21 protein-coding genes and 1 tRNA gene are annotated in these 19539 nt (G+C 30.5%); 16 read left to right on the top strand and 6 right to left on the bottom strand.

From position 1 onward, the window contains the following. Positions 1-124: 124 nt before the first annotated feature. The 13 genes from MBM09_RS12805 to MBM09_RS12865 all read left to right on the top strand — a co-directional run bounded on the left by MBM09_RS12805 (position 125) and on the right by MBM09_RS12865 (position 11192). Positions 125-394 (top strand): hypothetical protein, encoded by a 270-nt coding sequence (locus MBM09_RS12805; protein ID WP_238674116.1) that lies wholly within the window; start codon positions 125-127, stop codon positions 392-394. Between the two features lie 148 nt (positions 395-542). Beyond that, complete coding sequence (locus MBM09_RS12810) at positions 543-1151, top strand: hypothetical protein (protein ID WP_238674117.1); 609 nt, start codon at positions 543-545, stop codon at positions 1149-1151. Between the two features lie 136 nt (positions 1152-1287). Then, positions 1288-3024 (top strand): DUF4375 domain-containing protein, encoded by a 1737-nt coding sequence (locus tag MBM09_RS12815; RefSeq protein ID WP_238674118.1) that lies wholly within the window; start codon positions 1288-1290, stop codon positions 3022-3024. 157 nt (positions 3025-3181) lie between these two features. Continuing rightward, entirely contained in the window at positions 3182-3730 is a 549-nt protein-coding gene (locus tag MBM09_RS12820; protein ID WP_238674119.1) for a hypothetical protein, read from the top strand. A 157-nt stretch (positions 3731-3887) separates the two neighbouring features. Continuing rightward, positions 3888-4484, top strand: a complete 597-nt coding sequence (locus tag MBM09_RS12825) for a hypothetical protein (RefSeq protein ID WP_238674120.1) — start codon at positions 3888-3890, stop codon at positions 4482-4484. Positions 4485-4641: 157 nt separating this feature from the next. After that, complete coding sequence (locus MBM09_RS12830) at positions 4642-5298, top strand: hypothetical protein (protein ID WP_238674121.1); 657 nt, start codon at positions 4642-4644, stop codon at positions 5296-5298. Between the two features lie 157 nt (positions 5299-5455). Beyond that, positions 5456-5851: a hypothetical protein gene (locus MBM09_RS12835; protein ID WP_238674122.1), complete on the top strand. Its 396-nt coding sequence runs from the start codon at positions 5456-5458 to the stop codon at positions 5849-5851. 453 nt (positions 5852-6304) lie between these two features. Then, entirely contained in the window at positions 6305-6907 is a 603-nt protein-coding gene (locus MBM09_RS12840; RefSeq protein WP_238674123.1) for a DUF6088 family protein, read from the top strand. A 2-nt stretch (positions 6908-6909) separates the two neighbouring features. Then, entirely contained in the window at positions 6910-7908 is a 999-nt protein-coding gene (locus MBM09_RS12845; RefSeq protein WP_238674124.1) for a nucleotidyl transferase AbiEii/AbiGii toxin family protein, read from the top strand. A gap of 155 nt (positions 7909-8063) precedes the next feature. Beyond that, complete coding sequence (locus MBM09_RS12850; protein WP_238674125.1) at positions 8064-8897, top strand: energy transducer TonB; 834 nt, start codon at positions 8064-8066, stop codon at positions 8895-8897. 591 nt (positions 8898-9488) lie between these two features. Continuing rightward, positions 9489-10001, top strand: a complete 513-nt coding sequence (locus tag MBM09_RS12855; RefSeq protein WP_238674126.1) for a GNAT family N-acetyltransferase — start codon at positions 9489-9491, stop codon at positions 9999-10001. 161 nt (positions 10002-10162) lie between these two features. Beyond that, positions 10163-10639 carry a hypothetical protein gene (locus MBM09_RS12860; protein ID WP_238674127.1) on the top strand — a complete coding sequence of 159 codons (477 nt, stop codon included), beginning with the start codon at positions 10163-10165 and terminating at the stop codon, positions 10637-10639. A gap of 157 nt (positions 10640-10796) precedes the next feature. Continuing rightward, the gene (locus MBM09_RS12865) at positions 10797-11192 is read left to right on the top strand and encodes a hypothetical protein (protein ID WP_238674122.1); all 396 of its coding nucleotides are present in this window, start codon (positions 10797-10799) and stop codon (positions 11190-11192) included. Positions 11193-11856: 664 nt separating this feature from the next. On the opposite strand, the gene MBM09_RS12870 is transcribed toward MBM09_RS12865, so the two are convergent. Further along, positions 11857-11930, bottom strand: a tRNA-Arg gene (locus tag MBM09_RS12870). A 165-nt stretch (positions 11931-12095) separates the two neighbouring features. Here MBM09_RS12870 and MBM09_RS12875 point away from each other — a divergent pair. The 3 genes from MBM09_RS12875 (at position 12096) to MBM09_RS12885 (ending at position 13502) form a co-directional block, all read left to right on the top strand. Continuing rightward, the gene (locus MBM09_RS12875) at positions 12096-12887 is read left to right on the top strand and encodes a sulfite exporter TauE/SafE family protein (RefSeq protein WP_238674128.1); all 792 of its coding nucleotides are present in this window, start codon (positions 12096-12098) and stop codon (positions 12885-12887) included. A 142-nt stretch (positions 12888-13029) separates the two neighbouring features. Next, on the top strand, positions 13030-13236 hold the full coding sequence (locus MBM09_RS12880; RefSeq protein WP_238674129.1) for a DUF2892 domain-containing protein: 207 nt from the start codon (positions 13030-13032) through the stop codon (positions 13234-13236). After that, on the top strand, positions 13233-13502 hold the full coding sequence (locus MBM09_RS12885; RefSeq protein ID WP_238674130.1) for a heavy-metal-associated domain-containing protein: 270 nt from the start codon (positions 13233-13235) through the stop codon (positions 13500-13502). Before MBM09_RS12880 ends, MBM09_RS12885 begins: the two co-directional genes overlap by 4 nt. A gap of 3 nt (positions 13503-13505) precedes the next feature. Here MBM09_RS12885 and MBM09_RS12890 read toward each other — a convergent pair whose 3' ends face one another. From MBM09_RS12890 to MBM09_RS12910, 5 genes are all read right to left on the bottom strand, one after another. Further along, positions 13506-13781 (bottom strand): ATP-dependent Clp protease adaptor ClpS, encoded by a 276-nt coding sequence (locus MBM09_RS12890; protein WP_238674131.1) that lies wholly within the window; start codon positions 13779-13781, stop codon positions 13506-13508. Between the two features lie 32 nt (positions 13782-13813). After that, positions 13814-14650 carry a 50S ribosomal protein L11 methyltransferase gene (prmA, locus tag MBM09_RS12895; protein WP_238674132.1) on the bottom strand — a complete coding sequence of 279 codons (837 nt, stop codon included), beginning with the start codon at positions 14648-14650 and terminating at the stop codon, positions 13814-13816. Between the two features lie 38 nt (positions 14651-14688). Beyond that, positions 14689-15324: a response regulator transcription factor gene (locus MBM09_RS12900; protein WP_238674133.1), complete on the bottom strand. Its 636-nt coding sequence runs from the start codon at positions 15322-15324 to the stop codon at positions 14689-14691. Beyond that, positions 15314-17245 (bottom strand): tetratricopeptide repeat protein, encoded by a 1932-nt coding sequence (locus MBM09_RS12905; protein ID WP_238674134.1) that lies wholly within the window; start codon positions 17243-17245, stop codon positions 15314-15316. Before MBM09_RS12905 ends, MBM09_RS12900 begins: the two co-directional genes overlap by 11 nt. Before the next feature lie 61 nt (positions 17246-17306). Then, positions 17307-19475 (bottom strand): T9SS type A sorting domain-containing protein, encoded by a 2169-nt coding sequence (locus MBM09_RS12910; protein ID WP_238674135.1) that lies wholly within the window; start codon positions 19473-19475, stop codon positions 17307-17309. Positions 19476-19539 lie beyond the last annotated feature (64 nt).

The following is a 19539-nucleotide window of genomic DNA, read 5'->3' on the forward strand; positions in this document are numbered from 1 at the left end:
AACTATTCTTATACGAGACCGTTGTAGGTAATTTAAAATGAACAATACGGAAAGAATTATCGGAATAAATAACCGATTTCAAATCAAACTGAAATTGGAATTAGAAAAAGAGCATTCGACTGATATGAAAGCATATTTGTGGAAAGTACTAATTATGTCTGAAATTGCTCAACGGAGTTTTGTTCTGAATATGAAAATTGAATCTTTTGAAAAACAATATTTTGACCGATATACAGCAGTTGCAAGATATTTTAGGGATTGGAATATGGATTGGGTTGCAGATAATTACTTTGAAATCACACATTATATAGCGGAATTCTATTGGACTGATAAAAACAAGGAAGGCTTTAATCCGAATTATATTCCATTTAAAACATTTGAATTGGAAAAATAAAAAAACTACCTACAACATTGTATATAAAAAATTGCTATTTTGTGCTTAACCAATGTGAGTTGCTTTGTTTGCTTGCATCTGATTTTCCTTCGGAAAATCCTCGCACACAAACACGCAACATTTCATATACGTAACCGTTGGCAACAATATGAAAAAACTGATGTTAATAATATTTCTCGCCTTTTTTGCCTGTAAGTCAGGATTTGACTCATCTTCATCTGTCTTATCTTCGAAAGAATGCATTACAAAAAAACAAAAAGAAATTTTAGAAAAATCGGTGGAATTGTTTGAATCTAAACTTCACAAACAATATCCAAATATTTCTAATGAAGCAGCATATTTTGAATTCATATCTGATTTGGCAAATAAAAAACTGAGTATTGACTTTTTTCAAGATTCCTTAGACTTAGAAATTAGGAATTTAAATTTGTGGACTGAATCAAAACGCTCAGAAGAAGAAACTGACTTAGAAAAAAAAATATTCAATGTTAATTCAATGAATCCTATACGAGTAAAATTAAATTCTGATTTTTCAACTTGTCTTGCAAATAAAATCGACTGGAGAATTGGAACGAATAGTTTTTTACGAATGAACTCAAAATATCGACTAAGTCCCAGGCTTGCTCGAAAACAACTATTCAGGACAAGCGAATATGACCTGAAGAAAATTGAGAATAGATTAGCTATTGTACTTGGTGTTTATTACCAAACAATGTTTAATATAAAAAATACTGTTGCCAACACCGTGTATAATTAATTGCTTTGGCAAGTGCTTATTTGGAAAATTCCTTCGGAATTTTCTCGCGTTCGTTTTTGTTTACTAAATTAGTTGCTTAAACACGCAACTAACCATACACAAAACCGTTAGCTATAATGTTGAACAAACATCGCGAATGAAAAGAATAATTACCATTTCAATAATAATTATGAATCTATTAAATCTGTTTGGTTGTAAGGCACAAAACGAAAATGACCCTTATTGGGATTTTAATGAAACCGAACATTTTCGACCTGAACTAAATAAAGGTGAATTCTTCAAATTAAGTGGTTTTGATTTTGGCTGGTTTGTACTTGAGCCAATATCAAAATTTGTAAAGGACAAGGAGCACGAAATTGAACGTGGTAAATCTTTATCGTATGGACAGAAAGCACTTTATTATTGGTGGTATTTAGATGCTCAAGTTAGAAATGGTGGATTTGTTCAATTCTACTACAATGGTTACGGACCTTATGTCTCAACAATAATAAAAGGGTTGGAACATATTGGAGATACTGAAATGGCTGACCTTGTTAAAAAAGCAGATAAAATCTATCAAAAAAACAAAAAGCTAATGGACAAGGCTCAAGAAAGTGATTTGTTTGGGAGCGACCTCTATGATAGACTTGACGAAATGTCTTTGCTTGATGACAAGTATTATAAAATGAATGAAAAGACAATGTCCTTAATTGAATCTTACATTCGTAAAAACCCAAACGAAATATGTCTTGACGAAGATGGAAAAGAATTTGACCTGACTTTCACTGGTCTTTGCAAAACCTTTTATCCTGACAAAAATGTTAAAGAAGAGTTTTACCTTGAACAAGGGGTAATAAATGGAGAATTCAAGTCTTTTTATGAAAACGGAAAACTAAAAGAACGAATAGATTACAAAAAAGGAGAACAAACTGGAGAGCGAGAAGAATTTTTCGAAAATGGAGCACTAAAGTATAAGGTTGTAAAAGATAAACCTAATGAAGTACTAATACATAAATGGTTCTATGAAAACGGAGTCCAGAAGAAATTAGAAACAAAAAAAGCTGATAGCAACCAAAACTTTGGCGAATCAAAAGAGTGGTATGATAATGGGCAACTTAAAGAACAATCAAATTTCATTGATAATACTACAAGGACTGGAAAATGGCTGAAATTTTGGAAAGATGGAAGTAAAAAACTAGAAGCAGATTTTAAAGTAGGTCAAGTCTATTTTGAAAACTATTGGGACGAAAAAGGAGAGCAAACTTTAATAAACGGTACAGGACTTTATATAAATGAGTGGAATGCATTTAACGGCACAACTATATACGAGACTGAATACAAGAATTACCTCAGAGATGGTAAATCAAGAACTATAAGGAGAGGTGTGGTAAGTTTAGAACAAGAATTTAAAGAAGGTAAAGAGCACGGCATTACAAGAAGTTATTACGATAACGGAGATTTAGAGAAAGAAACTGTGTATGAAAACGGTAAAGCTATTTCAACTCAAAAATTCCCAAAGTTTAAAAATCCAAAAGTAAAAACAAGTGTTATTTCCAAAATATGTGATGGTTGCTATAATGACTACGAAGATTATCTGCTTCCTGACAATCAACCATTACCTATAAATGACCAAAAAATAGCTGAAAATTTTCAGGCAGATAAATCCGTATTTGATGGATATGGAGATGACTATACATTATCTTATGGTTATTATTTATTTGTCAATGAAAAAGGGAATGTCGAGGACATCAAATTTGCTGTTGCAAGTAATATGTGGCTTGATGAGCAAGTAAAATCAAGTATGTCTGAATTAAAATATGAACCTGCTTTTAAAGGTGGAAAACCAATAAAAAGCATACATTATGTTCGATATGAATTAAAGCTGACAGAATAATACACTATAGCTAACAATGTATATAAAAAATAGGCGAAACAGTAGTAAAATCAAAAGTTCAGGTACGTGTCAAAGTTTATGCTTAACCGAAAGTTTAGTGCTTCTAAATCGCCTACTTTTCATATACTAACCGTTGTAGCACATTTAAGAAAACCCAATGGCAATATATCAATTTCTAACATTTGTACTTCCAAGAAAGCCGATTGAAACAAAATATGGCGGAATTCCAAAACAGCTTGAAATAAAACACGCTGAATGGGAAAAATATTGGGAAAATTATGATGTGGAACTGAATGATGCGCCTGAACCTGAATTTGAAGATGCGATTTCAACAAAATGGTGGAAAGAAATTCAAATTAACATTGTGGAATTAAGAAACGAAATTGACAAAATTATTCCAAGAGCTTCGTGGAATAACGAAAGTTGGAAAATCGAAAACGGAGAAGTTGACCACGATTTGAGTATTGACTTTAACGAAAAAGAGAATTTTATAGAAGATTTTAGATTTCGAACTGATTTGAGAGATTCAAAACTGAATTTCTTAAATTCAATGCTGGAATTATGCGATAGTAATGATTGGATTTTAATGGACGAAAATGGAAATCTATGTAATCCGAATATTAAAGAATTAGCGGAATTAATTAAAGACTCAAATCCAGATAAGTTTTTGAGAAACCCAATTGAATTCCTTGAAAATCTGAAATAAAAACGTGCTACAACAACGTATAAAAATAATGCGTAGTTTAGTGCTTAATCAAGAGTTAGTGCATTTTTGTTACGTCTGAATTTCCTACGGAAATTCCTCGCACACAAAACCGCACTATTCTTATACAAAACCGTTACCACACATTTGAAAAAACAGAATGGATTTAAACGACATTAGAGAAAACTATAAGAATTTTGACGATTGGAAAATTGAAAAAATTGCATCCGAAGAAGCAGGTTCTTTGAGACCGGAGGTTCTTGATATTCTAAAAGCAGAGATTAAAAAAAGAAATCTGAATCTGAATTTAATTGATAGTGTCGACTCGCAGACAAAGGAATTGACCGAATCTGAATTTAATGAATATTGCAATATTTTAAGAAATCATCCTTGTCCGAAATGCAAATCAAAAACACAAAAAATTAATGCAACTATGGTTGGTAAAGTAGTAAGTATGATAATAATGACAAACTACGAGAAATCGTTAAAAGTTGCTTGCTCAAACTGTCTTGATGAAATGCACAGTAAAGCAAATACAAAATCTGCACTTTTAGGTTGGTGGGGATTTCCTTGGGGACCAATTCAAACAATTAGGTCTTTTATTTTTAATTCAAGTATGAAGAAAAATAATCGGACTGAAAAACCGAATGAAATTTTTGCAAGCTTTATTGTTAGTAATATTGGAATTATGGAAACGGCAAAAACTGAACCTGAAAAACTGACTGAATTTATTAATCGAACAAATAACGCAATATAAAAACGTGTGGTAACAAAGTATATAATTTATTGCTAGTTCTAGCTTACTTACGAAAATCCTCGCGGATTTTCTATTCGGTTTGTGCTTGCTAAATTTGTTACTTAACCACGCAACAAACCATATACAAACCGTTGTGGTGCATTTCAGAAAAAACGATATGAAAATTAAACTAACAATCTTCTTTTTGACATTTTGCTCTATTTTGTTTGCGCAAGAATTGAAAACGATTAAAGCTGTTCAAGGAAAAGATTCTGACTTTTTTGACTATGAGGATTATGAAGCACCTGATAAACCAATCGGAAAACTAATCTTTTTGAAAGGATGCAGTTGGTATTGTGGTGGTTCAGTTAAATCAATTAAAGCTTCGTCTGAATTAAAGGAAAATAACGGAATCAATTACTCACCAAAAAATGCTCACGATTTTGACAAAAACACAGCTTGGGTTGAGGGAAAACTTGATTTTGGAATTGGAGAATTTATAGAATATTGTTTCGACTTTAGCGAAATGAAAGAGTATAATGGTGGTTTAGGAATTAACCGAATTTTACTAGCAAATGGATATAAGAAAAACAAACTGACTTGGAAAAATAACTCTAGAGTCAAGCAATTGAAAGTTTATTTGAATGGAAAATCTTATGCAGTTTTAAATCTTTTGGACTCATTTGAAATTCAAACAATCGACATAGGAGAAATAAAATTTCCAGCGAATAAAGAGACAATACTAAAATTTGAGATAACTCAAGTTTACGAAGGAACAAAGTATAAAGACACTGCAATTAGTCTATTAATGTTTGACGGAATTGGAGTGCATTAAAATAAAAACGACACCACAACACCGTATAAAATTAATTGCTAGTACACGCCTACTTAAGAAAATCCTCGCGGATTTTCTATTCGGTTTGTATTTGCTAAATTAGTTGCTTAAACCACGCAACTAATCTTATACAAGACCGTTGTGTGTAATTTGAGAAATGAGACAAACGATAACTAAATCTGACAAAAACTTAAAAATCTTAAACAAGCTAATTGTAAACGGATTTTACTCTGGTTATATCGGACCAGAAAAGTTTGAGCTTATTCGGAATCATTTTCCAAATAACCATCGATTAATCGGACTTTTGAATAACGCAGGAAATTACGATTTAAAATTTGACTTTAAATCACCGCTGAATATCTTCTCAAAAATTTTACTCGGACTCGGACTTCTGATTTCAATAATTTCGCTGATTAAAGGAAATTGGATTTTGCCGATTGTGTTTGTTGTTTTCGGACTGATTATGTTTGCGGGTTTTAAACTAAAAGAAAAAAAAGAAATAAATATTTTCACGGATAAACTATTGGAATTCCACAAAACGGAATTTGACTGAAATAAAAAACTACACACAACACAGTATATAAAAAATTGCTGTTTTGTGCTTAATCAATATTAGTTGCTTTGTTTGCTAGCTTCTGATTTTCCTTCGGAAAATCCTCGCACACAAACACGCAACTTTCCATATACATAACCGTTAGGGATAATTTCTGAACCACTCATGTGAAAGAAAAGCTTGACTTTCTCAAAAAAAAGTCGTAACTTCGCATACCTAAGTTCTTTACTTAAAGCTTATTCAGCTTAAAATTTAGAAAGTAAAAGCTTTAAGTAAAGAACTTAGGTATGTAAAAAACTACAGAAGACACAAGAGGTGAAGCTAAAGCTTCACCTCTTGTGTCTTCTAAGGTTATATACTTTTGTGCTATAACACAGCACTATTATCATAAAACAGTCAATACTATTTTGTCACAATTATTTACTATATTTGTGACATATTTTATATTTAAAAATGGCTGTATCTGTTGAAAATAAAGTAAAAAAGGCGATTACCAATTATAAAACGGGAAAAATATTTTTCCCGTCTAACTTTTCTAAATTTGGAAGTTCTACAGCAGTAAGACAAGCTTTAAACAGATTAGAAGACGATGAATTTCTTTTAAGATTAGCCCACGGAATTTATCTTTATCCAAAAAGACATCCGAAATTTGGAATTCTATACCCTAATATTGAAGAAATAGCGATAGCTATCGCTAAGAGAGATAAAGCTAGAATAATCCCTACAGGAATACATGCTCTAAATAAATTAGGATTATCTACACAAGTCCCAATGAATGTTGTTTACTTAACTGATGGATCTTCAAGGTCAATAAAAGTTAATAAAGGAAGTGTGAAATTTAAAAAAGCTTCGCCAAAACTGCTTTCTGTAAAAAGCGATAAAATCTTACTTGTAATACAAGCTTTAAAAGAATTAGGACAAAAAAATATAGATTCAAAAGTTAAAGAGCGAATAAAGCAGATATTATTAACGGTTGATGAAGATGTCATGATACATGATATAAAACTTGCACCTCAATGGATAGCCGAAATAATTAAAGAATTAATTGAACAATAAAAATGGAGGAATGGTTTAAATTAAGCGAGAACGATAGAAGAATTGTGATAAATCAAGTAAGTACTAAAACTGGATTGCTTCCAGTCGCTGTTGAAAAAGATTTATGGGTAATGATAGCTTTACAAGCTATATTTTCAACAGAAGTCGCTGAACATATAGTATTCAAAGGAGGAACATCTCTAAGTAAAGCTTGGGGAATAATAGAAAGGTTTTCAGAAGACATTGATTTGGCTATTGACAGAGCTTTTTTTGGTTTTAACGGTGAATTAAGTAGAACTCAGGTTAAGAATCTAAGAAAAGCATCCTGTAAGTATGTCGACGAAAAATTTCATTTACTTCTAAAAGAAGCTCTTTTAAAAAATGGAGTGAAAGAATTTGAGTTAAGTGTTACAGAATTTGAAGAATCTGACACAGACCCATTAGCGATAGAATTAAGATATAATTCAATAGTTGAGCAACAAGAATATCTTCAACCAAGAATATTAATTGAAATTAGTTCAAGGTCACTTATTGAACCATACGAAAATAGAAAGTTATCATCTCTTATAAGTGAAAGCTATCCAAAAGAAAACTTCATTGACCAACCAATAAATGTACCAACCGTACTTCCAACAAGAACTTTAATAGAAAAGATGTTCTTATTACATGAAGAATTTCAAAAACCAAAGGATAGAAAAATTAGAAGTGAAAGAATGACGAGACACCTTTATGACATTTCACGACTCATGGAAACAGAATATTTAGAAAAAGCAATTACTAACAAAGAATTGTATGATACCATTATAAAACACAGAAATAAATTGACAAAAATTTCTTGGGTGGATTATGATAATCACAGATATAGCACTTTAAACTTTATTCCGCCAAAAGAAATAATAGATGATTACAAAAAAGATTACGAAGCGATGAAAGAAAGTATGTTCTATGGGGAAACTGATTCGTTTGAGAATCTAATAAAAAAGTTAAAGGAATTGAACGATAGGATTAATGGTTTAGAGTAAAACTATCCCTAACAACGTATATAAAAAATAGCTATTTAAAGTCTGAAGCAAAGATATATTATATAAATTTAACATCAAGCATAAACCGAAAAGTTAGTGCATGAAATTCCGCTACTTTTCATATACAAAACCGTTAGGTACAATTTTGACAAAAAATGAAAATAAAGCACACATTAATCTTTTTAGCATTAACTACTCTTTCTTACGGACAAGAAACCGCTAATTTTGACAGAAGTTTTCACTATAGAACTGACGATTCAAAAAGCGAAAACAAAAGAGAATATATTGTAACAGACAGTTTAATTGAAATTAAAGATTATAACAAAAATGGATTGTTTAGAACTGGTAAATTTTATGGTTTTAATGACTTAAAAAACCTTGATGAATTCATTTGGTTCAACTCAAATAGACAATATGACAAAAGTCCTAATTTAATAATCAAAGATAGAAAAGGAACTGTAAAATACTTTAATAAAGAGGGTGAATCAACTTCTAAACAACTTTTTATTGAGGATAAAACCAAACATATACAACTTTGGAATAACAACAAACCATACCTAACAAACGGGACAGGAAAATATCAATGTAATTCAGACAAGAAAAATGAAAAGTTAGTAAGAATTTTTAAAGATTCAATAGAAATTGATGGATATATTATTAGAGAATTAAAAAAAGACACCATATACTATAAAACTGACACAAAAGCTTATCCTAAAAATGGACTTAAGCCTTTTTATAGAGAATTGGCGAAAAACATACAATATCCTGGTTTTGCAAAATTACTTGGAATTGATAAAAGAATAACTGTAGAATTTGTAGTGGATGAAAATGGAAAGCTGACAGATTTTGAGCCTTTAAACAACAGAAGTTTAAGTTTTGAGAAAAAGGCAATAAAGAAATTAGAAAAAATGCCTAAATGGATTCCTGCCACTCTTAACGGAAAAAATGTAAAGACCAGATTTAGAATACCGTTGACATTTAAACATTAAAAAACTGTACCTAACAATGGCTATAATTCATTGCTACTGATTTTCCTACGGAAAATCCTCGCAATTTTACTATCTTGGTTTCTTAATCGGAAAATCCTCGCGGATTTTCACGCAACGAAACCATAGCCGAGACCGTTAGCGCCCATTCTCACAAAGCGCACTAAAGTCAAAAAAATCACAAAAAAGTGGTTTAAAAATAGTGCTTAAAATCAAACTCAACTGACTTCTCTCCTGCTCTAAACTTCTGACTTTTGCCAATCTAAACGCAATTATTAAAAACGACTAATCTTCTGCACGGCAAATCTATATCTGTATAAAAGAAAAAAAGCTACGCTAAATATCGCAAACGCAACTGTTGCGAAAAAAGAAAAATTAGTCACGGCATATGTTTGCGATTTAAAAATACAAATTGTAAGAAAAAAGTAAACGTGCGCTAACAATATGTATAAAAAATGCTTACTTTAGTTCTTAATCAAATGGTAATTGCTCGTTTGCTTGCTTCCGATTTTCCTTCGGAAAATCGCCGCTCTCAAACTCGCACTTTCCATACATTTACCGTTAGCTGCAAGCTGAAAAAATGAACGATAAAAAATGAAAATCAGAAAAGTAAATATTCAAGATATTGAAGAACTAAAAGAAATCGGAAAACTGACTTTTGCTGAAACTTTTTCCTCGGAAAACAGCGAGGAGAATATGAAAGAATATTTGGAAAACGGATTTTCAACGGAAAAACTGACTACGGAACTGACGGACCAAAACGCTGAATTTTACTTTGCGGAACTTGACGGAAAAACAATCGGATATTTAAAAGTAAACGTTGGAGAATCTCAAACCGAAATTAAAGACAAAAACGCACTCGAAATTGAACGGATTTACGTGCTAAAAGAATTTCACGGAAAAAAAGTCGGACAAATATTATATGACAAAGCCATTGAATTGGCAAGAGAAAAAAATGTGGAATATGTTTGGTTGGGAGTTTGGGAACAAAACCCAAGAGCAATCCGATTTTATGAAAAAAATGGATTTAAAGAGTTTGACAAACACGTTTTCAAACTTGGAAACGATGAACAAACCGACATTATGATGAAACTAAAAATAGAATAAAGCCAGCAGCTAACAATGTATATAAAAAATAGGCGAAACAGTAATAAAATCAAGAGTTCTGGCTCGTATCAAAGTTTGTGCTTAACTGAAAGTTTGGTGCTTCGAAATCGCCTACTTTTCATATACTAACCGTTGTAAGTAATTTAAACCCAACACAGAATTTGATACAATTAAAAATAAATGGTGGATTTAATGACGGATTAAAAGTCTATTCTGGAAACGATTTAATATTGTTTTCGGATGTAAATAAAAAATGGTTTAAACCTGACTTGATTAATATTTATGACGGACAAAAATCGCTGATAATGTCAATCAAGCACATCAGTCAGATTTTCAAAACCGAATTCAAAATAATTGACCAAACATTTGACCTTAAAAATAGTATTCAGACTTTAAATAAAGGAACGATTGAATTAATCAATGGCGAAATTTTTGATTTTAAAAAAAGTAGAACCTCATTAATTACCAATCCTTACCTAAAAATATTTCATAAGAACGCAGAAATTGGAATACTAAATAACAAGAAAATAGGATTTGAATTGAACTATGACCTTTCTATAGAAAATGAATATGAAAACTATTTAAATTATATTTTGATTTATATTCTTGTAACTGAATCTAATAAAGATTATGAATAAAAAAAACTACTTACAACATTGTATAAAAATAATGCGTAAGTTTATTCCTTAATCTAAAGTTAGTGCTTGTTTGCTTGCATCTGATTTTCCTTCGGAAAATCCTCGCACTCAAACTACGCACTATTCTTATACGTAACCGTTGTGTGTAATTTGAGAAATGAGACAAACGATAACTAAATCTGACAAAAACTTAAAAATCTTAAACAAGCTAATTGTAAACGGATTTTACTCTGGTTATATCGGACCAGAAAAGTTTGAGCTTATTCGGAATCATTTTCCAAATAACCATCGATTAATCGGACTTTTGAATAACGCAGGAAATTACGATTTAAAATTTGACTTTAAATCACCGCTGAATATCTTCTCAAAAATTTTACTCGGACTCGGACTTCTGATTTCAATAATTTCGCTGATTAAAGGAAATTGGATTTTGCCGATTGTGTTTGTTGTTTTCGGACTGATTATGTTTGCGGGTTTTAAACTAAAAGAAAAAAAAGAAATAAATATTTTCACGGATAAACTATTGGAATTCCACAAAACGGAATTTGACTGAAATAAAAAACTACACACAACACAGTATATAAAAAATTGCTGTTTTGTGCTTAATCAATATTAGTTGCTTTGTTTGCTAGCTTCTGATTTTCCTTCGGAAAATCCTCGCACACAAACACGCAACTTTCCATATACATAACCGTTAGCTTCAATATGTGAGCAAGTTTACACTACAGAAAAAAGCCTGGTTTATTTTTCGATTTTTTTTAGAATTTTAAGGTAGAAAATTCAGAAAAACTCTCGTGCTGAATTATTGTCACGTTTTATTTACTAACTTATTGACCAAACCACGCAACGAAATCATACACAAAACCGTTACCCAATATTTGAAAACTGACGAGATAAATGAACATTAATTACATTTCATTAGTAATCGGATTACTAACTCATTAATACCAATTATTAAAATAAAAAAACAGCTCTATTAAAATGTAATTTAGTCTTGTATAGTAGTAGGTACAACACTATAACTTATTTTCTTTTTTTGTAAAAACCTTTTTTTATTTTATTTGATTTTAAACTAAACTGATTTTTTGTATCAGATCATTTTGGCATTTTAAAAAAAAAGTAACTTAGAAAAAACCAAATGATGGTCTCAAAATGGTCACAAAATCCAATAAAAAAACCCTAAAACATTGATTTAAAATGCATTAAGGTTTAAATTGTGACCACGGCAGGATTCAAACCTGCAACCTCTTGAGCCGTAATCAAGTGCGCTATTCAGTTGCGCCACGTGGCCTTTTTAAGTGGGTGCAAATATAGTATTTTTATTAAAACTTAACCAAAATTATTCTTAAATTTATATTATAAATATAATTCACCTTCTCTAATCTAAAAAACATAAATTACCTTGTTGATTGTTATACAGAAAAAGTTATTTATTTTAAACTGATTTCTTACTAAAGTGGACACGATACAAATATTAGGATATATTGGAGCTCTTATTGTTGGCTTAGTCCTAGGTCTTATAGGTGGTGGTGGTTCTATTCTTACTGTGCCTTTACTTGTATATCTTTTAGGGTATAACCCTGTTATTGCAACTGCATATTCCCTATTTGTTGTTGGTACATCATCTATGGTAGGTACCTACCAAAAATATAAAAAGGGATTAGTTGATTTTAAAACTGGATTAGCTTTCTCATTTCCATCGTTTATAGCTGTTTATTTGTCTAGAAGGTATTTAGTACCTGGAATTCCTGATACCATTATTAGTTTTGGAAATTATCAACTTACCAAAGAAATGGGCATAATGATATTTTTTGCAATCATTATGCTTATAGCTTCGTTTTCCATGATTAAAAAAAATAAAAATGAAGATGCTATTGAAAAAAGCCAACCTTATTATAAAACGTTTATTCAAGGTCTTGCTATAGGAACTATTACTGGCATTATTGGTGCTGGAGGCGGTTTCTTATATGTACCCGCACTTGTAATTTGGGCAAATATACCAATGAAAAAAGCTGTAGGTACCTCATTAGTAATTGTAACTATAAACTCGCTTATAGGTTTTATAGGAGACGTTCAAACTTTATATATAGAATGGGTTTTTCTGCTAGTATTTACTCTAATTTCAATAATAGGAATCATTCTAGGTGTGTTTTTATCAAAATTTGTAAGTGGTGATAAACTTAAAAAGAGCTTCGGTGTTTTTATTTTACTAATGGCTATTTATATTATTTACAAAGAATTAAAATAATATTTACTAACTTTATGTGTACTTAGTTACATAGCAAAACTTTAATATTTTGTATTTTTGATATAATCTTTTTTTAAAAGATTTACACCTGTTTTTGCATTACATTTTGTAGAATAAAAAACAACAACTTAATTTTTTAATTATGAAGAAAAACATGGGAACCACAGACAAAGCTATTAGAATATTAATAGCAATTGGTATAGCTTTGTTATACTTTTTTGATGTTATCGAGGGAACACTAGCCTATGTATTAATGGCTGTAGCTATAATATTATTATTAACTAGTTTTATAAGCTTTTGCCCGTTATACAAACCTTTTGGGATTTCAACCTGTAAAATAAAACAATGACAACAATACTAGAAATACAGAATTTAAAATGTAATGGATGTGCAAACACAATCATTAATAAACTTAATAATTTAGACAATATTCATGAAGTCTCAGTTGATAATGAAACCAATACTGTTTCATTTAACTATAGCAATGATGAACAACTAGAATTAGTTAAGAAAACATTAGTTAATATTGGGTATCCTGTAGTTGGAGATAAAAATGCTATAACAACTAAAGCCAAATCTTTTGTTAGTTGTGCAATAGGTAGAATGAATAATTAATTTTTAAACTATTTCGGCACTTAAACCAGCTTCAAGAAGCATTGTGCATCTTGGTTTTAAATCGTCGTACAAGCCTGTTTTAACAGTGCATTTTCCTTTATAATGTACAATTAAAGAACATTGTTCTGCTTGTTCTGCTGTATGATCGCAGGCATAGATAAGTGTTTCAATAACGTGGTCGAAGGTATTAACATCGTCATTAAACAAAACAATTTCATTTTGTGTTAATACTTCTTCTTGTAATAATAATTCTTCTGATGCTTTTTCTTTAGTACTCATTTTCTAGCAATCTTTGAGGATTAATCATAGTACTAATTTAAAAATTTTAGCGAAACCCAATTGTTTCTTTCCAATTTTTCTGCAAATTTTAACAAATGCCTCCCACATTCTGTTTGAATTAAAGGAATATCGTCATTATAAAAGCCACTTAAAAACAACATCCCTTTATCATTAAGGCATGATACATATGTTTTCATATCCTGTAGCAAAATATTTCGATTAATATTTGCTATAATAATATCGTACTTTTTATTTTTTAAAACAGAAGCATCACCTTCAATAACTGTTATATGTTTACAATTATTACGCTCTACATTTTCTAAACTATTTAGGTAACACCAATTATCATAATCTACTGCATCTATAGGTTTAGCGCCTTTCATTTCAGCTAAAATTGCTAAAACACCTGTACCACAACCCATATCTAAAACCGATTTACCTTCAAAATCATTTTTTAAAATATGCTGAATCATCATATGTGTTGTTTCATGATGACCAGTACCAAAACTCATTTTAGGTTCGATAATAATATCGTATTTAGTGTCTGGTTTCTCATGAAAAGGTGCACGAACCGAACATTGATCATCCACAATAATAGGGTTAAAATTCTTTTCCCATTCGGCATTCCAGTTGGTTTGCTCTATGTCTTCAAAAGTATAAGTGATTTTAAACTCTTTAGAATTTAAAATGTGAATATCATCTAAAATATCCTCATTCCATTCTTCTTTTTGAATGTATGCTGTAACCCCTTCTTCGGTTTCTACAAAGCTTTCAAAACCTGCATACCCTAGTTCGGCAATTAGAATTTCTACTGCTGGCTGAAGCGGTTGTACTTTAAAGTAGTAACCTATATATGTTGTGTTTGACATTTCAATTTAATTTTTTTGCAAATTTAAACCGAAATTCCTCATAACAACTGCTTTTCAATAGCTATTTTAATAATTCCAACACTATTTTTAGCTCCCAGCTTACTCATAATATTCATACGGTGTGTTTCTACTGTTTTAGGGCTAATAAACAATTTTTCTGAAATCTCTTGTGTAGTTAATTCTTCTGAAATTGCCTGAAGCACTTCTTTTTCTCTTCTTGTTAATTTTGGAATAAGTATGCTTGAATTCTGTTTACCTATGGCTTGATTTAAGATTTTATCCTGTATATTTTTTTGTAAATATTGCTTACCACTAAGCACTGTTTTAAATGCTTCTATAAGTTCCATTTTATGAGTGTTTTTAAGCAAATACCCACTTGCACCATTTGTTATCATACGCTTTACAAAAACGGTTTCTTCAAAATTTGTTAAAGCAATAATTTTTAATTCTGGTAGAATTTTCAATACTTTTTTACATAAATCTATCCCGTTTATGTCTGGTAAATTAATATCTAACAGCAAAACATCTGGATTATCTTTTTTAATATTTTCTAGCGTTTGTGTACCGTTTTCATAAGTTCCAACTACTTTTATTTCTTTCACATCTAACAGCATAGATTCTATGCCGCGAAGTACCATCAAATGATCGTCTGTTATAGCTATATTAGTTGTCATTTAACTGATTTAAATTAATTTCTATAATGAATGAACTACCTTCTTCTGTTGATGAAAAATCTAATTTACCATTCAAATAATCTACTCTTGATTGAATATTTTTTAGACCAATTCCGTTTTCTGAAACATTATTTATATTAAATCCCTTTCCATTATCTTCAACCGTTATTTGAACCACATTATCCCGGTTACTAATTTGTGCATCAATTTCAGTGGCATCTGCGTATTTTATACTATTATTTATTAGTTCTTGTATGATTCTAAATATATTAACTTCTGCTGTTTTAGAAATAGCAATGGAATCTCCTATGTGCTGAAATGTAATTTCTGGTTTATGAATACCATTCATAGTTGAACAATAATCTTCTAAAGCTTCCAATAAACTAAAATTTTTAAGCGAAGGCGGAATTAAGTTATGTGAAATAGCTCTTACCTGTTCACACGATTTATCTATCATTGCGACTGCCTCATTTATCACACTATTATTTTTCTCTAGCAATGCCGTTAACTTATACTTTATAGCAGATAAATCGCCATTTACACCATCGTGTAACTCTTTTGCTATACGAAAACGCTCTTTTTCTTCGCCTTCAATTAAGGATTCTAAAGTTTTAATTTGATGTTCTCTTTTTAAAGAAAGAATTTCTTGGTCTTTACGTTTTTGACGTTGTTTATATAGAAACCAAGTGAGTAAAGAAGTCAACAAAAGGAAAATAGCTATGCCAGTCATTAATGTATATTGAGATTTCTTTTTTTGAATTTCTAATTCTTGTTTTTCTAAAGTTAATTTTTGCTCTACTAGTTCTTTATCCTTTTTTTCTATATCATACTTTACTCTAAGCTCATTAAAATTCTTTAAGCCATTCTCATTAATAATACTATCAGAAAGTTTTTTATATTCTTTGTGATGCATTAATGCTTCTTGATGTCTGTTCGACACTTCATAAAGCTTATACAAACTAAAATAAAGTTTTGACTGATCCTTTACAGAGCCTTTTAAATTATTTAGATGTTTTTTTAAAATCTGCTCACTTTCCCTATAATTGCCCATGAGCGTATATATTTCACCTAAATTGGCTGCTGCTCCAGTTAACTCACCTTTGTAGTTATGCTCGTTTAGTATGTTATAGGCTTGCAAAGCAACTTCAACAGCTTTTGAATAAGCTTTTTGCTCCTTATAAATTGAAGAAATGTTTTGCTTATTATGAGCAATCCTTCTAATGTTAGAAGTTTTTGTACTTAATTCAATAGATTTATTAAAATAGTCTAGTGCTTCATCATACTCATTCTTTTTTTTGTAAACATTCGCCAAATTACTATAAGTACTTGCTAAAGCGTCAATATCATTAACAGACTTTAATATTTTAATAGACTTCTTATAGTTACTAATAGACTCATCATATTGGTTCATATTGGAGTAGGTAATTCCAAGTGTATTATATATCATACCAATCCCCCTTTTATGATCTAGTAACTCGTAATGATTAAGTGCAATTTGATAACTCCTCAAGCCTTCATCATAATCGCCTTTAATACTGTTTAGCACACCTCTTTGAAAAGCTGCATTGGCAATTTTTAAAGTATCTCCAGTTATAAATTTCTCATATTCATCTAAAAACATTAAAGCTTTATCATAATCTCCAAGTGCTCGATTTAAAACACTGTATCTATAATTTGCATCTGCAATACCATCAATATAATTATAACGTTTAGAAATATTAAAAATACTATCATTGTAGGCAATGGCTTGTTTTAAATCATTATCGATTAACGCCCAAGACAATGTTCCATAATTCTTAACCTTTTCTTCTATACTATTAGATGATTTAACTATGTATAGCAGACTATCTACATTTATCGTTTGTGCAGCACTCAAAAACGCAAACAGTTGTATAATTAAATAGAGAATACTTTTTTTCAAAATAATATTAGCTTAAGAATGAATAAGGTACAAAACATTGGGTATTTAGCGTTTTTAATTTTTACTCTTTAATTATTCTTTTAGTAATCTCACCTTTTCCTCTACTTATAACTAGTAAATACATAGCATTTTGTAATTCTGAAATATCGACAACCTCTTCTCTATTTATAGAGGAAATATTAATGTTTTTTATTTTTCTTCCGCTTAAATCATAAATAGAAATACTATCTATTTGAAGTTGATTTCTATTACTTATAGTTATAGTATTACGTGTTGGGTTTGGAAAAATTGAGAGCGTTTCTAATTCATTGTCTTCAAAACTTAAACTGGAATCTTTAGCTTGAATACTAAAATTAAACACGCCTGAACCCAAAGAAGAAAGCATTGAAACCTTTAGTTGATAAGAAGATCCTGATGTTAAATTAGTAAACATACCATTATTAGTAAAACATTGAATATCTTCTGCTCCACAAGTCTCGTAAAGCGAAAAATATTGATTGGATGAACCGGTTAAATCATTAATTTGAGCATCACCATTTATTGGCATTGTAAAACTGTACCAAACATCTAAAACATTAAAAGCATCTCCTCCATCGGGCTCACAAGTACTAATACCGCTTTCTGTTGCTGCTGCAACATTAGCGCCATACGCATGTATAACATCTGTTTCTACTGTAATAGCTTGTGTATTTGTACATTCATCATTAAAAATAAATTCAAAAGCTTGCAATCTCATATTTATAAGATTTGCATCATTAAACTTTTGTGCTACTCGTAATTTATACGTGGTTCCAAAAGCTAAATTTAAGAACGAATCGCTACCATTAAAGCAATCTATTTCTACACCTGAACAGCTATCATATAATGTAGAGATAAATTGATTTGGCACGCTAGACACTTGAAGATTCCCAGTAACTGGCATCGTAAATTCGTACCACAAATCTAAATTATTATTGGTGGAATTTTCACAAGATGTGTCTATACTTTCGGTTGCTGTTCTTGTATCTATACTATATTCAGAATAGTTTACAGTTTCAACAGTTATTAATTCGCTGTTAACACATTCATCGTTAACTGCTTCTTCAAAAGCTTGAATTCTTAATGTTTTAGACACTAAAGTGGTTGATGAAACCCGCATTTTATAGTTTGTCCCAGACGTTAATCCATAAACAAATTGTGCTCCAGTTTTACAAGATATTTCATTACCTGCGCAAGCATCATAAAGCGTTACTTTTTCAGTACTAAGCTGTTTTAAACTTAAATTTCCATTTACTGGCATTACAAAATCATACCATAAATCAAAATTTTCGTTAGTATCAGTTTCACACGAGGAGTCTGTACTTTCATAAGCTGCTTTTAAATTTATTAAGTAGTCATTAGAATTAGTAGTTTCAACTGTAATATTTTGACTATTTACACAGTCATTATTACCAAGAAACTCAAAAGCTTGAATTCTAAAATCATCCAAACCAGCTTCATTTTCTCGATCGCTCATTCTTAAAATATATGTTGTTCCTGCAGTTAAGTTCATAAAAAAACCGTTTTCATAAAGGCATTGAAGTTCTGTACCACCACAACTGTCATAAATGGTATAGGTTTGCCTAGTAAACTGAACACCAGATATTTCAACATTTCCATTAACAGGCATGACAAACTCATACCAAAGATCTAAATTATTATTTGTAGGCACATCGCATGAGGCATCTAAACTTTCAGTAGCGGTTCTTGAATCTATTGTATATTGAGTATAGTTTGAAGTTACTACAGAAATAGTTTCTCTATTTACACATTCATCATTCGCAGCCACCTCAAAAGCTTGAACTCTAAAAGATGTTGTTCCATTAAACCTATTAGAGAGCCTTAAAACATAAATCGCTCCAGAGGTTAAACCACTAAAAGCCGTATCATCATTTCCGCAAGCTATTTCAGCACCTCCACAACTATCATATAAAGTAACATAATTTGAAACGGACAAATTGCTAATGAATAAAATACCATCTATTGGCATTACAAATTCATACCAAACATCTTTATTGGTATCTACTGCGTTTTCACATGAAGCGTCTAGACTTTCAGTAGCGTCAGTCATAACCACACTATATTGCTCAAAGCTGGTAGTACCAATAGTAATGGTTTCTCTATTTGCACATTCATCATTTGCAGGTGCTTGAGCGAATGAGATAGACATTGAAAAAAAGGAGAAAAGAGTAAGTAGTTTTAAAGATTCCATAATCATTGATTTTAATTAATAAATAGCTTACTGCAAGCTACCTACAATTAAAACCAAATAGTTA

The sequence above is a fragment of the Flaviramulus sp. BrNp1-15 genome, from assembly GCF_022259695.1.
In the GTDB taxonomy this organism is placed as follows: Bacteria; Bacteroidota; Bacteroidia; order Flavobacteriales; family Flavobacteriaceae; genus BrNp1-15.